A 13,532-nucleotide genomic window follows, 5' to 3' on the forward strand; every position below is an offset into this window, starting at 1 on the left:
AATTAACACAAACTATTTTTTACACTTATGGATTTAAACTCAACAGGATTTAAGAAATTTATGGCAATGGCTTATGGTTTAGGAGGAGCAATTGTTATTTTGGGAGCTTTATTTAAATTAATGCACTGGGAATTGGCTAGTGAAATGTTGATTATTGGTTTAGGAACCGAAGCTTTTATTTTCGTAATTTCTGCTTTTGAACCCTTGCCTAAAGAAGAATTAGATTGGTCATTAGTGTACCCTGAGTTAACAGGTAGTGGAAGCTCATCAAAAAAGAAAAAAGAAGAAACACCAGAAGGTTTGTTGACTAAAAAGATAGATGAAATGTTGGCTGCTTCTAATTTAGATGCTAACGTAATCAATAAATTAACAACAAGTATGAACAACCTATCGGATGCTGCAAAGCAGATAGGAGAAAGCTCTAGTTCAGTTGCTGATACAAGTAAATACAACAAAGAAATAAATGCTGCAGCTAATCATTTAGAAAAGATAAACGCTATGTATGCTACTCAAGAGGATAGTATGAATAAAGTGCAATCTGCTCAAATGGAAGTATTAAATAATCAAACCAAATTGGTGAATTCAGTCTCTGAAAAATCAGAGGAGTTGACTAAACAAATGGAAAGTTTGTCTAAAAATATTGCTTCATTAAACAACGTTTATGGAGGAATGTTATCAGCAATGGGAAATAAATAAAGCTCTATCATAAATAAATCTAGTATTAAATTAAAAAAAACTAAGTCTTTATGGCAGGAGCAAAATTAAGCCCTAGGCAGAAAATGATTAACCTTATGTACTTGGTATTGCTAGCATTATTAGCTATGCAAGTATCAGTAGAGGTAATGGAAGCATTTGCTAAAATGTATGAAAGATCAGAAGATGCTATTGAACAAGGGGTTGAAAAAAATAAAGCAACATTAGGAGATTTAAAGCAATTAAGTAATGAGAATTCAGCACAATATGCTGAGGTATATCAAACGGCTATAAATGTAGAAGCAATCTCTAAAGAATTTATTGCTGAAATTAGAGTATTAAAAAATAAAATTAAGGAAGCTAATCCAATAGATCCTGAAACTGAGAAATTACCTGCAACAAAAATGGATAAAGGAGACTTAATGGATGAGTTTCTATTTGCGGGTGATAAAAATAGTAAAGCTGGAGATAAATTTGTTACAGCAGTTGATACTTATAGAGGTGAAATGTTAAAATTAATTTCAGCATATCCAAATATTGTAAATCAAATCAATGCTAGTTTTAATACAGAGCCAGTTAAAATTGATGGAATAACAAAAAAAGATTGGTTAGAATATAATTTTAAAGGAATTCCTACCATAGGTACTATTGCTATTTTATCAAGCATGGAAAGTGCGGTATTAAACATAGAAAACGAAGCATTAACAAATTTTGTATCAGGAAGGTTAAAAAAGGCAAGTTCTGCAACACAATTACAAGCTTTTGTAAAATTGAATAAGAATACTTACAGTCCAGGAGATGAAGTAAGAGCAGAGGTGTTTTTGGCTAGTAAAGATGATACTAAAGTTCCAACAAAAGTTGAAATCAACGGAAAAAATATAGATCTTAAGTCAAATTTTGATGATGGAAAAGTAATATACAAATTTAAAGCAGGAGCTGTTGGAGACCAACCAATAATAGGTAAGTTTATTTTTACGGAAAACGGAAAAGAAATTCCTGTAGCGATTACTGGTAACTATTCTGTAGTTGCAGGTTCAAACCAAGCTATTATCTCTGCAGATAAAATGAATGTAGTGTATAGAGGAATTGAAAATCCTATTACAATTTCTTTACCAGGTATTAGTCCAACTAAAATAAAAGCAAATGCTCCCGGATTAAGACCTAAAGGAGGATCTAGCTATGTGTTAAATCCAGGAGCTGGTACTTCTGTTCAAATTAATGTAACTGGAACAACAGATGCTGGTGAGACAATAAAATCTGCACCAGTAACGTTTAGAATTAAAGATATTCCTGCTCCTATGGCGAGTATTCGTGGAGAATATGGTTCTATTAGTATGCCAAAAACAAGTTTAGCAAAATCATCTATAGCAGCTGGTTTACCTGATTTTGTTTTTGATTTAGATTTAAATGTGTTAAGCTTTAAAGTAAAAGTACCAGGAAAAACAACAGTAATTGTAAATGGTGATAGAATGAATGCTCAAGCACAAAAAGCAATTGAATCTGCAAGTAGAGGAGATATTGTTACTATCTTTGGTATAAGAGCCGCAATAGTAGGAAATTCGTCATATAAGCTTAAAGAGGTATTGCCAATAAGTGTAGAAATTTCTAATTAATAACTAGAATGAAAAATAATAAATTTATAAATAGCTTTTTATTTCTGTTTTTTGCAACAGTTTCTATGGCATTTTCTCAGTCTAATTATGGATTGTTAAATGCTAAGAAAGTTTCAGAAATTGGAATGAAGCCTGAGGATCGTATCAGAGTAGATCAAGATAAACCATTACCATATGAATATGTTGATGAAAGAGATATCTTATGGTCTAAAGTAGTTTGGGAAACTATTGATTTGTATCAAAAAGCAAACTTTCGTTTGTATTATCCAGTAAATGATGATAACAATCCAGAAACGTCAAAATCGTTATTTGTTAATTTGTTAGACAATATTAAAAACGGAAATATTGTTGAGGTTTACGAAGATTCTCAATTCATTAATAAATTGCCTATTTCTGAAATAGAAAAAAAATTAGTGAGAATAGATACGGCTAGTTATGGTTATGACATGCTAAATCAAGGGGAGACTAATATTGATGAATACATCGACAAAAATTATATTAAAGCACAAGATATTCAGGCTTATCAAATTAAAGGGATTTGGTATTTTAACAAAAGAACTGGACAAATGAATTATCGTTTGTTGGCCATTGCTCCATTGGCACCAGATGTGCAAACTATTGGTAGAGATGATGTGGTAGATAATGACATTTATCCTTTATTTTGGGTGTTTTATCCTGATGCTAGAAATGTGTTACATCATGCACACCCTATAAAAGGAGGTTTTGCTGCTTATACAGAATCTTTTGATTATTTACTAAATATTAGAGATTTTGCTTCGGTGATTGTGAAAGAAGAAAATATGTTTGGGAATAGAAGTATTAACGAATATATTAGAGGAAATTCTCTATTTCAATTAAGAGAAGCACAAAATATTAAAGATGAAATAAGAGATTTAGAGTCTGATATGTGGACTTACTAATTGTGTTATTTTATTAATGTACATATAAGAAAAACTTTCACGATTTGTGAAAGTTTTTTTTTATTCTTGTAAGCTATGAATTAAAGTGTGATTATGCCGTTAGTAAGTTCTAAAGATTTTTCTGCATTACTAAAGCTAGACAAAATACCTGTATTAGGTAATTGGGTTGGACGATTCTTTTTGTTTGCAACTCGTCTAGATAAAGCCAATGAGGTTTATGACAAACACAAACACAAAGAAGGAATTCCTTTTTTAGATGGTTTGTTAAAGGAATATGGAATAACGTATCATATTTCTGAATCAGACTTGGCTAAAATTCCCAAAGAGGGAGCTTTTATTTCTGTATCTAATCATCCGCTTGGAGGAATAGATGGTATTTTGTTGCTTAGAATTTTATTAGAAGCCAGACCTGATTATAAAATCATAGCGAACTTTTTATTGCATAAAATAGACCCTTTAAAACCGTTTGTAATGCCTGTAAATCCTTTTGAAGATAGAAAGGATGATATTTCAAGTGTAAAAGGAATTATTTCTGCTTTAAAACATCTTAAAGAAGGAAAATCTCTAGGAATTTTTCCTGCCGGAGAAGTTTCGACCATTAAAGAAAGAAATATTTATGTTGATAATAAATGGGAAGAAGGAGCCATTAAGCTGATTAAAAAAGCGAATGTTCCGGTAGTGCCTATTTACTTTCATGCTAAAAATAGCCTTTGGTTTTACCGACTTGCAAAAATTAGTGGTGTTTTAAGAACCTTAAAATTACCTTCAGAATTAAATAACAAAAGCAAACAGGTTATTCATATCAAAATAGGAACGTCAATTAAAGAAAAAGAGATTGAACAAATTGATGACATCACTACTTTAAATAGTTTTTTAAGAGGAAAAACTTATTTGCTGTCTAAATCTTTCTTAAGAAAAAAGAAACAAATTTTAGAATATAGAAATCGCTTGATGAAAAAAGCAAAGGAGATTGCTTTGCCTAAAAATCATGAAGATATTTGTAGAGAAATTGATACTATTAGAGAGCATAAAAAAAGATTGTTTATTTCTAATGAGTACGAAGTCTTTTTAACCAAGGCTGATGAAATTCCTAATTTAATGTTAGAGATTGGTAGGTTAAGAGAAATGACTTTTAGATTGATTGGAGAAGGAACCAATAAAAAAATTGATACAGATAAATACGATGATTATTACCATCATTTAATTTTGTGGAATAAAACAGATGAACGGTTTGTAGGTGCCTACAGAATGGGATTGGGAGAAGAGGTTTTTAGTCGCAATGGTTTTAAAAGTTTTTACGTATCTACTTTTTTTAGATTTACTTCAGAAATGGATGAAAAACTACCTAAAACCATAGAAATGGGTAGGGCTTTTATTGTGCCAGAGTATCAACAAAAACCCATGTCTTTATTTTTATTGTGGAGAGGAATTGCAGCTGTTACTGTTAAATACCCTCAATATGAATATTTAATGGGTGGAGCTACCATTAGTAATTTGTTTACCAATTATTCAAAATCTGTAATGATGAGCTTTTTAGAAACTTATTATAGAAATGATGAGGTTGCAGATTTTATAAGTTCCAAAAATCCATTTGAAATTGATTTAACGCCAAATGAGTTAGATTATATGAAGAACTTTATTGATGGAGATGTCAAAAAATTAGACAATATCATTAAAGAAGTTGAGGGTGATAAATTACGCCTACCTGTGTTGATAAAACAATACATCAAACAAAATGCAAAGTTTGTAGCCTATAATGTTGACAATGATTTTAATGATGCGATTGATGCTTTAATTTTTATGAGAATTAAAGACATTCCAAAAGAAACTATAGAGCCTATTTTAAAAGACGTTACACTGGAGAATTAAAGCTTTCTACCAATGTAAACTGTTTTATTTCATCTATAAAAGTTCTATCGTTATACAATCTAGGTACTTTGTGTTGCCCTCCTAGTTTGTTTTTACTTTTTAACCAACTGTGGAATAAATTTTTATCGGCTATGCTTACTACGGGACTTGTTAAAGTCATGTCTTTGTATCGTTTTGCTTCGTAGTCGGAATTAATCTGTTTTAAAGCATTGTCTAAAGACGTTGTAAAGGTTTTTAAGCAAGTTGGATGTTCTTCAAACTCAATTAGCCATTCGTGACTTCCTTTTGTCTTAACGTCCATAAAAACGGGTGCTACAGTATATTCTTTAATAGTTGAGTTTGTTTCTTTACAAGCAATTTTTAAAGCTTCATCGGCATTTTCAATAATCAATTCTTCTCCAAAAGCATTGATAAAATGTTTGGTTCTTCCTGTAATTTTAATTCGATGTGGAAAAGTTGAGGTAAATTTAATGGTATCTCCAATAATATACCTCCACAAACCGGCATTGGTAGTAATGACCAAAGCATAATTTTTGTTGATTTCTACTTCGGATAAAGGAATGGCTTTAGAGTTTACACTGTTGTATTGATCCATAGGAATAAACTCATAAAAAATACCATAATCCAACATTAGTAATAATTCATCACTGTTGTTTTGATCTTGAATGGCAAAAAAACCTTCAGAAGCATTATAGGTTTCGTAGTATTTAAAAGTATCTGATGGAATTAACTTTTTATACTGTTCTTTGTACGGAGAAAAGTTTACCCCTCCGTGAAAATAGACTTCTAAATTAGGCCAAACTTCTAAAATATTATCTTTACCTGTATGTTTTAAAACTTTTTCTAATAATACCAACATCCAAGAAGGAACCCCTGCCAAACTTGTGATATTTTCATCAACAGTTTCTTTAATAATGGCATCCATTTTAGCTTCCCATTCACTCATCAAAGCAACTTCTTGTTTAGGAGCACTACTCATATCAGCCCACAGAGGAAGGTTTTCGATAATAATGGCAGACAAATCGCCAAAATAAGATTCATTGTTTTCATACACAGCACTACTTCCTCCCAAGCGTAAATTTTTACCTGTAAAAAGTTTTGCATCTTCATTGTTGTTATAAAATAAAGTAAGCATGTCTTTACCGCCTTTAAAATGACATTGTTTAATGGCATCTTCACTTACAGGAATAAATTTACTTTTGGCATTGGTGGTTCCGCTAGATTTTGCATACCATTTTATTTTGTTGTCCCAAAGCACACTTTTTCCGGTATTTCTTTGCTCTTCTATATAAGGACTCAAAGCTTCGTAGTTCATTAAGGGAACCTGACTTTGAAAATCTTGATAGGTGTTTAATTTTTTGAAATGATATTTTTTACCATAGCTAGTTTTAGCTGCAGCTTCTAAAAGTTTTAGTAATTGTTCGTTTTGAACTTCTACAGGATATTTTAAAAAAAGCTCTACTTGATGTTTTCTTTTTTTAAGAAACCATGAAATAATTGAGTTTAGTATGGGTAATGTCATCTACTTTAAGTGCCTAATACAAGTTAAAAATGAATATCTTTGAACAACTAAAATAACTTTTTTCCATGAAATTCCACGGTGTATTAACAAAAATGACCACAGAAAATAAGGATCAGGTTCAGTACTACTTATCTACAGATAATCATGTATTGAATTTAAATCAATTGTTAAACAAATCAATTGCTATTACTTTTGAAGGATATCAATGTTTAAGTTGTGGAAAAGAGAAAAAGATTTTTAGACAAGGACACTGTTATGAATGTTTTTATGAACAACCTAGTGTTGCGGATTGGGTGATGAAACCTGAGTTAAGTAAAGCACATTTAGGAATTGAGGATAGAAACTTGGCTTATGAAGAAAAAGCACAATTGCAACCACATATAGTGTATCTAGCACTGTCTAGCAATGTAAAAGTAGGGGTGACTAGAAAAACACAAATTCCAACTCGTTGGATAGATCAAGGAGCTAACAAAGCCATTCCTTTTGTGGAAGTACCTAACAGATATTTAGCAGGAATTACAGAAGTTGCCCTTAAGGACCATGTAAGTGATAAAACCAGTTGGCAAAAAATGTTAAAGAATGATGTTGCCGAGGAAGATTTAATCAAAGTAAAGCAGGAGTTAAAACAATATTTACCAGAGGAAACAAAAGAATATTATGTTCAGGAAGATGAAGTGTTAGAACTGAATTATCCTATTGAAAATTATCCAACCAAAGTAAACTGTCTAAATTTAGATAAAGAAAATTTTTACGAGGGAGTTTTAAAAGGAGTTAAAGGACAATATTTAATTTTTGAAGATGGTAAGGTTTTTAATATCAGGTCTTACGAAGGTTATAAAGTAAGTTTAGAAATAGCATAAAAAAAGCAGAGATAAAATCTCTGCTTTTTTTATGCTATAATATGAATTAAGAATTTCCATATAAGTTAGATTCTCCTCCGTCTATAGCAATAGTTTGTCCGTTTATATACCCATTTTCTTCACTAATTAAAAAAGATACTAAGCTACCCACGTCCTTCGGGTCTCCTAGAGCTCTGGTAGGATTTCTACTAGCGTATTCTTTTTCCGCAGCTTTAGGGTCTTCAGGATTCACTTGTTTAAATGCATTTGCTACCATGTCTGTAAGTATTGCTCCTGGAGCTATGGCATTTGTTAAAATTCCATATTTACCATATTCAATAGCAGCATTTTTAGTCATACCAGAAACAGCATGCTTGCTTGCTACATAAGGCATTTGATTGATAACTCCTCTGATACCACCTACAGAAGCAACATTTACAATACGTCCGTAATTTTGTTTTTGCATGATTGGAAGTACATAGCGTAAACCATAATAAACTCCCATTAAGTTAATGTCGATTACTTTTTTGAAAACATCCATATCATAATCTACAATTGATGCTTGGCGACCTTCAATACCTGCATTATTGTATAGACCATCAATTTTTCCAAATTCTTCAAAAGCTACATCAATATAATTTTTTACTTGTGCCTCATCAGACACGTCTGCTTTAACTGTGGTGACTTTAATATCAGGATAATTTGTTTGTATTTCTTTAGCAGAATTTTTTAAAGCTTCTTCATTGTAATCTACCAAAACCAAATTAGCTCCTTTTTTTGCTAATACTTTAGCGGTTGCTAATCCTAATCCCATTGCTGCTCCTGTAATAATTATTACTTTATTTTTCATGATATTATATTTTAATATTATATATAAAAAATATGCAAGAATGAAGCCATTACGGGGGTGTAGCAATATTTTTTAACAAAAAAAGCGACTCAAATTTGAGTCGCTTTTATTTATGATTTAAATTTTCTTATTGAAAACTTTTTGCATCTTCTAAAAATTTAGCCAATCCGCTATCAGTCAAAGGATGTCTTAATAAACCTTCAATTGCAGATAAAGGTCCAGTCATTACATCAGCACCAATTTTAGCACAATCAACAATATGCATTGTGTGTCTTACAGAAGCTGCTAAAATTTCAGTTTCAAAACCATAATTATCATATACTTCTCTAATTTCACTAATTAAGTGTAAACCATCTGTAGAAATATCATCTAAACGACCGATAAATGGAGATACATAAGTAGCACCTGCTTTTGCAGCTAATAATGCTTGACCTACAGAAAACACCAAAGTAACATTGGTTTTAATTCCTTTAGCACTAAAATATCTACAAGCTTTAATTCCATCTTTAATCATTGGTAATTTTACCACAATTTGAGGGTGTAAAGCAGCCAAAGCTTCTCCTTCTCTAACCATTCCGTCAAAGTCAGTAGAAATTACCTCAGCACTTACATCACCATCTACAATTTCGCAAATAGCTTTGTAGTGATTGATAATGTTAGCTTCACCTTTAATTCCTTCTTTAGCCATTAATGATGGGTTGGTTGTAACACCATCTAAAACACCTAATGCTTGTGCTTCTTCAATTTGTTTTAAATCAGCAGTATCGATAAAAAATTTCATCTGTTTTAATTTTTTTTGTTAAATGTATAAATTAAGTTTAATATCACTTAGTTAATTAATGCTTTTAATTCTTTTACTGTTTCAATTGGATCTTCTGATCCAAAAACAAAACTACCTGCAACCAATACATCAGCACCAACCTCAATTAAATTGTTTGCATTTTTACTAGTTACGCCACCATCAATTTCAATTTTGGTATCGCAACCTTTAAAAGTGATTAGGTTTTTTAGTTGTTGAACTTTAGTATAAGTATTTTCTATGAATGATTGTCCTCCAAAGCCAGGATTCACACTCATAATACATACTAAATCTAGTTCTTGGATAATATCTTCTAAAACAGAAATTGGGGTATGTGGATTTAAAGCCACACCTGCTTGCATTCCTTCTGCTTTGATAGCTTGAATGGTTCTGTGTAAATGTGTACAAGCTTCGTAGTGAACGGTTAAAATATCAGCTCCAATTTCTTTAAATGTTTTAATGTATTGATCAGGGTTCACAATCATTAAATGAACATCTAAAGGTTTGGTAGCATGTTTTTTAATGGCTTGTACTACTGGCATTCCAAAAGAAATGTTAGGTACAAAAACCCCATCCATAATATCAATGTGAAACCAATCTGCTTCACTACTGTTAATCATTTCTACATCACGTTGGATGTTTGCAAAATCGGCCGCTAATACCGATGGAGCTACTAATTTACTCATCTTTGTTTTTGTATGGTAGGTTAGACTAACCTAAGTAAGTCATTAAAATTTTACTTCTTGAAGTATGTTTTAATCTACGAATGGCTTTTTCTTTAATTTGACGTACACGTTCACGAGTTAAATCAAAAGTTTCTCCAATTTCTTCTAAAGTCATTGGTTGGTGTTCTCCCAAACCAAAGTATAAACGAACTACATCAGCTTCTCTTGGAGTTAATGTTTCTAAAGCACGTTCAATTTCTACTTTTAAAGATTCGTGTAATAAAGTTCTATCTGGGTTTGGAGACTCTCCAGAGTTTAATACATCATATAAGTTAGAATCTTCACCTTCAATTAATGGAGCATCCATAGATACGTGACGACCAGAGTTTTTCATAGATTCTTTTACATCATTTACAGTCATGTCTAATTTCTTAGCAATTTCTTCTGCAGATGGTGGACGTTCGTTTTCTTGCTCTAAGAAAGCGTACATTTTATTGATTTTGTTAATAGAACCAATTTTGTTTAACGGTAAACGTACAATACGAGATTGCTCTGCCAAAGCTTGTAAAATAGATTGGCGAATCCACCATACAGCATAAGAGATAAATTTAAAACCACGAGTTTCATCAAAACGTTTTGCCGCTTTAATCAATCCTAAGTTTCCTTCGTTAATTAAATCGGGTAAAGTCAACCCTTGGTTTTGGTACTGTTTTGCTACAGATACTACGAAACGCAAGTTTGCTTTGGTTAAACGCTCTAAAGCAGCCTGGTCTCCAGCTTTAATTCTTTGTGCTAATTCTACCTCCATGTCGGCAGTAATTAAATCTACTTTTCCAATTTCTTGTAAGTATTTATCTAAAGAAGCTGTTTCACGATTGGTAACCTGCTTGGTGATTTTAAGTTGTCTCATTGAATTTTACTTGTTAAACTTTAATATGTCTATCTAAATACGAGTATATCTTATTTTTTGTTACAAAAATAACGTTGTTATTTTAAAATTATTTTTGATTTATATGTAGTTTGTTGATAAACAAGTTTTTATGTTTTTTGTAAAAAGTATTTCCATTAAACAACAGCAGTCCTGATATTTGTCTCTAAGTGGCTATATCTCAAAGGGATTAGGTTGAAATTTATATTTGACTCAAAGTTTGTTTGGGTTAAATTGAGTTTTATTATTCCTCGACTTTTTTTTCTTCTTTAAACTTTAACACATGAGAAATATGGTTAATAATTTTTTGCTTTATGTTTTCAACACCATCCTTATACAAAACACTAAGCATAAAAAAACCATGTCCTTTTTTTGATATCATAACAATTTTGTTGTTGCTGTATTTGTCTAAATAATTGTTTGTACAAGCTCTTCTGAATATATACCCTATATCTGCATTAAATTTTTTTTTCAAAAAAGCTGGAGCGTATTTAAAAGAATATTTATCTGTTGGGTCTATTATGCTAAGAATATATTTGTTAAAAGCCAATTCAGGATTATAATTTGGAACCATTTTTTTAATTAGTGCTATTGTTTCTTCGCTTTCTAACGGTTGTAGTGTAATACCAACTAAAATTGATTCATCCTCACTAATAAGTGTTTTAACAATTTTTTTATTATTCTGATTATCCTCACACCAATTGTAATCAAGCATGTTTTTTCCTACTCGAAAACCTTCAGGTATACTAAAACTTAGGTTTTGATGATCTAACATTTTTTGAAAATCATCAGTTTTTATATCTTGAGAATGAACTTGACTAAAAATCAAGATTCCAAAAAGCATTATTTTTATTTTCATATTTTTATAAAAATTCATTAAAACAGTTTTTGGTAATTATTTACTCCTTGAATTTCACCAACATTGGAAGTACTTTATCAATTTCATCATAAATAGTTTTTTTAGCAGCATCTGTATATAAAAAATCAATTTGAATATATCCAACATCTTTTTTCCCTATCATCACTATTTTATTATGGGTGTATTTTTCTTTATAACTTCTGGTACATCCTCTACTATATTCCACAGCCCTGTCTGCATTTAACTTTTCTTTTACATAAGAGGTTGCATAATATCTAACTGGGTAATTGATGGTATCTGCCTTATTTTTAAAAGCATTAATATAGTTGGTGTCTGCTGTCCAGTCTGGGTTATAACTTCTAGCAACTTTTATAGAATTTTCATCTGGACAATTAATAATTACTCCTATCAAAATACTTTCATCCGTATTAGAAAGAGTCTTTAAAATTCCACTTTCATTTTTGCCATCCCAACACCAAGTATATTCTATATTAAAATCTTCAACCTTATAACCTTCGGGGATGTTAAAAACACCATTTATTTTATTAAGGTTCTCAATAAAAAAATCATTTTCTTGAGAATATATGGTAGATGTTATCAGGAATAAAAATAGGTACTTAATCATTGTAGTTATTTTATTTAGGTTCATATATTTTTTTAGAATAAAAATATTTACTCCTTAAATTTCACCAACATTGGAAGAACTTTATCAATTTCATCATAAATAGTTTTTTCAGCAGTATCTGTATATAAAAAATCTACTTGAAAAAAACCAACATCATTTTTACCAATCATCACTATTTTATTATGGGTGTATTTTTCTTTATAACTTCTGGTACATCCTCTACTAAATTCCACAGCCTTGTCTGCATTTAATTTTTCTTGTACATAAGAAATTGCATAATAACGAACTGGGTAATTGATGGTATCTGGCATGTTTTTAAACGTATTAATATAACTGGTGTCTATTGTCCATTCTGGGTTATAACTTCTTGCTACTTTTACCGTATTTTCATCTGCATAAGTAACACTAATACCTATCACAATACTTTCATCCGTATTAGAAATAGTCTTTAAAATTCCACTTTCATTTTTGCCATCCCAACACCAAGTATATTCAATATTAGAATCTTCAACCTTATAACCTTCGGGAATGTTAAAAACACCATTTATTTTATTAAGGTTCTCAATAAAAAAATCATTTTCTTGAGAATATATGGTAGATGTTATCAGGAATAAAAATAGGTACTTAATCATCATAGTTATTTTATTTAGGTTCATATATTTTTTTAGAATAAAAAATGTTTACTCCTTAAATTTCACCAACATTGGAAGTACTCTATCAATTTCATCATAAATAGTTTTTTTAGCAGCATCTGTATATAAAAAATCTACTTGAATAAAACCAACATCATTTTTACCAATCATCACTATTTTATTATGTGTGTATTTTTCTTTATAACTTCTGGTACATCCTCTGCTATATTCCACGGCTTTGTCTGCATTTAATTTTTCTTTTACATAAGAGGTTGCATAATATCGAACTGGGTAATTGATCGTATCTGACATATTTTTAAAAGTATTAATATAATTGGTGTCAGCGGTCCAATCTGGAACGTACTTTCTTGCTACTTTTATAGTATTTTCATCTGGACAACTAATAATTACTCCTATCAAAATACTTTCATCCTTCTTAGAAAGAGTTTTAAAAATACCACTATCAGTTTTGCCATCCCAACACCAAGTATCTTCAATATTAGAATCTTCAATTTTATAACCTTCGGGAATGTTAAAAACACCATTCATTTTGTTAAGAGGTTCAGTAAAATAATCATTTTCCTGAGAATATATAGTAGATGTTATCAGGAATAAAAATAGGTACTTAATCATTGTAGTTATTTTATTTAGGTTCATATATTTTTTTAGAATAAAAATATTTACTCCTTAAATTTCACCAACATTGGAAGAACTTTAT

Annotated in this window: 14 protein-coding genes; 5 read left to right on the forward strand and 9 right to left on the reverse strand. The window is 30.6% G+C overall.

Features of this window, described 5'->3' with window-relative positions; genetic code table 11:
* The first annotated feature begins 27 nt into the window (after positions 1-27).
* From porL to QVZ41_RS05025, 4 genes are all read left to right on the forward strand, one after another.
* Entirely contained in the window at positions 28-696 is a 669-nt protein-coding gene (porL, locus tag QVZ41_RS05010) for a type IX secretion system motor protein PorL/GldL (protein WP_302883448.1), read from the forward strand.
* A gap of 50 nt (positions 697-746) precedes the next feature.
* The gene (porM, locus tag QVZ41_RS05015) at positions 747-2,306 is read left to right on the forward strand and encodes a type IX secretion system motor protein PorM/GldM (RefSeq protein WP_302883449.1); all 1,560 of its coding nucleotides are present in this window, start codon (positions 747-749) and stop codon (positions 2,304-2,306) included.
* Positions 2,307-2,314: 8 nt separating this feature from the next.
* On the forward strand, positions 2,315-3,226 hold the full coding sequence (porN, locus tag QVZ41_RS05020) for a type IX secretion system ring subunit PorN/GldN (protein WP_302883450.1): 912 nt from the start codon (positions 2,315-2,317) through the stop codon (positions 3,224-3,226).
* A 93-nt stretch (positions 3,227-3,319) separates the two neighbouring features.
* Positions 3,320-5,095, forward strand: a complete 1,776-nt coding sequence (locus QVZ41_RS05025; RefSeq protein WP_302883451.1) for a lysophospholipid acyltransferase family protein — start codon at positions 3,320-3,322, stop codon at positions 5,093-5,095.
* Here QVZ41_RS05025 and QVZ41_RS05030 read toward each other — a convergent pair.
* Entirely contained in the window at positions 5,079-6,617 is a 1,539-nt protein-coding gene (locus QVZ41_RS05030) for a GH3 auxin-responsive promoter family protein (protein WP_302883452.1), read from the reverse strand. The two genes, QVZ41_RS05025 and QVZ41_RS05030, sit on opposite strands and share 17 nt — an antisense overlap.
* A 65-nt stretch (positions 6,618-6,682) precedes the next feature.
* Here QVZ41_RS05030 and QVZ41_RS05035 point away from each other — a divergent pair, with 65 nt between their 5' ends.
* Entirely contained in the window at positions 6,683-7,477 is a 795-nt protein-coding gene (locus QVZ41_RS05035) for a DUF2797 domain-containing protein (protein ID WP_302883453.1), read from the forward strand.
* A 46-nt stretch (positions 7,478-7,523) separates the two neighbouring features.
* Here QVZ41_RS05035 and QVZ41_RS05040 read toward each other — a convergent pair whose 3' ends face one another.
* The 8 genes from QVZ41_RS05040 to QVZ41_RS05075 form a co-directional block, all read right to left on the reverse strand.
* Positions 7,524-8,306 carry a glucose 1-dehydrogenase gene (locus QVZ41_RS05040; protein WP_302883454.1) on the reverse strand — a complete coding sequence of 261 codons (783 nt, stop codon included), beginning with the start codon at positions 8,304-8,306 and terminating at the stop codon, positions 7,524-7,526.
* 127 nt (positions 8,307-8,433) lie between these two features.
* Positions 8,434-9,087 (reverse strand): fructose-6-phosphate aldolase, encoded by a 654-nt coding sequence (gene fsa / locus QVZ41_RS05045; RefSeq protein WP_073118327.1) that lies wholly within the window; start codon positions 9,085-9,087, stop codon positions 8,434-8,436.
* Positions 9,088-9,134: 47 nt separating this feature from the next.
* Positions 9,135-9,791, reverse strand: coding sequence for a ribulose-phosphate 3-epimerase (rpe, locus tag QVZ41_RS05050; protein ID WP_302883455.1), 657 nt, complete (start codon positions 9,789-9,791; stop codon positions 9,135-9,137).
* A gap of 25 nt (positions 9,792-9,816) precedes the next feature.
* On the reverse strand, positions 9,817-10,680 hold the full coding sequence (locus QVZ41_RS05055) for a sigma-70 family RNA polymerase sigma factor (protein WP_068827853.1): 864 nt from the start codon (positions 10,678-10,680) through the stop codon (positions 9,817-9,819).
* Between the two features lie 262 nt (positions 10,681-10,942).
* Positions 10,943-11,557: a hypothetical protein gene (locus QVZ41_RS05060; RefSeq protein WP_302883456.1), complete on the reverse strand. Its 615-nt coding sequence runs from the start codon at positions 11,555-11,557 to the stop codon at positions 10,943-10,945.
* Between the two features lie 40 nt (positions 11,558-11,597).
* On the reverse strand, positions 11,598-12,182 hold the full coding sequence (locus QVZ41_RS05065; protein ID WP_302883457.1) for a hypothetical protein: 585 nt from the start codon (positions 12,180-12,182) through the stop codon (positions 11,598-11,600).
* 47 nt (positions 12,183-12,229) lie between these two features.
* The gene (locus QVZ41_RS05070; RefSeq protein ID WP_302883458.1) at positions 12,230-12,814 is read right to left on the reverse strand and encodes a hypothetical protein; all 585 of its coding nucleotides are present in this window, start codon (positions 12,812-12,814) and stop codon (positions 12,230-12,232) included.
* Positions 12,815-12,862: 48 nt separating this feature from the next.
* Positions 12,863-13,447 (reverse strand): hypothetical protein, encoded by a 585-nt coding sequence (locus tag QVZ41_RS05075; RefSeq protein ID WP_302883459.1) that lies wholly within the window; start codon positions 13,445-13,447, stop codon positions 12,863-12,865.
* Positions 13,448-13,532: the final 85 nt, after the last annotated feature.

Origin of the sequence: Wenyingzhuangia gilva (assembly GCF_030519655.1) — a bacterium.
Taxonomy (GTDB): domain Bacteria; phylum Bacteroidota; class Bacteroidia; order Flavobacteriales; family Flavobacteriaceae; genus Wenyingzhuangia; species Wenyingzhuangia gilva.

Bases quoted from the DNA above. Each gene is read 5' to 3' on its own strand.
- QVZ41_RS05055 (WP_068827853.1), bottom strand. From the start codon at position 10,680: ATGAGACAACTTAAAATCACCAAGCAGGTTACCAATCGTGAAACAGCT.
- porN (WP_302883450.1), top strand. From the start codon at position 2,315: ATGAAAAATAATAAATTTATAAATAGCTTTTTATTTCTGTTTTTTGCA.
- porM (WP_302883449.1), top strand. From the start codon at position 747: ATGGCAGGAGCAAAATTAAGCCCTAGGCAGAAAATGATTAACCTTATG.
- QVZ41_RS05060 (WP_302883456.1), bottom strand. From the start codon at position 11,557: ATGAAAATAAAAATAATGCTTTTTGGAATCTTGATTTTTAGTCAAGTT.
- QVZ41_RS05070 (WP_302883458.1), bottom strand. From the start codon at position 12,814: ATGATTAAGTACCTATTTTTATTCCTGATAACATCTACCATATATTCT.
- QVZ41_RS05075 (WP_302883459.1), bottom strand. From the start codon at position 13,447: ATGATTAAGTACCTATTTTTATTCCTGATAACATCTACTATATATTCT.
- QVZ41_RS05035 (WP_302883453.1), top strand. From the start codon at position 6,683: ATGAAATTCCACGGTGTATTAACAAAAATGACCACAGAAAATAAGGAT.
- QVZ41_RS05040 (WP_302883454.1), bottom strand. From the start codon at position 8,306: ATGAAAAATAAAGTAATAATTATTACAGGAGCAGCAATGGGATTAGGA.
- fsa (WP_073118327.1), bottom strand. From the start codon at position 9,087: ATGAAATTTTTTATCGATACTGCTGATTTAAAACAAATTGAAGAAGCA.
- QVZ41_RS05030 (WP_302883452.1), bottom strand. From the start codon at position 6,617: ATGACATTACCCATACTAAACTCAATTATTTCATGGTTTCTTAAAAAA.
- porL (WP_302883448.1), top strand. From the start codon at position 28: ATGGATTTAAACTCAACAGGATTTAAGAAATTTATGGCAATGGCTTAT.
- QVZ41_RS05065 (WP_302883457.1), bottom strand. From the start codon at position 12,182: ATGATTAAGTACCTATTTTTATTCCTGATAACATCTACCATATATTCT.
- rpe (WP_302883455.1), bottom strand. From the start codon at position 9,791: ATGAGTAAATTAGTAGCTCCATCGGTATTAGCGGCCGATTTTGCAAAC.
- QVZ41_RS05025 (WP_302883451.1), top strand. From the start codon at position 3,320: ATGCCGTTAGTAAGTTCTAAAGATTTTTCTGCATTACTAAAGCTAGAC.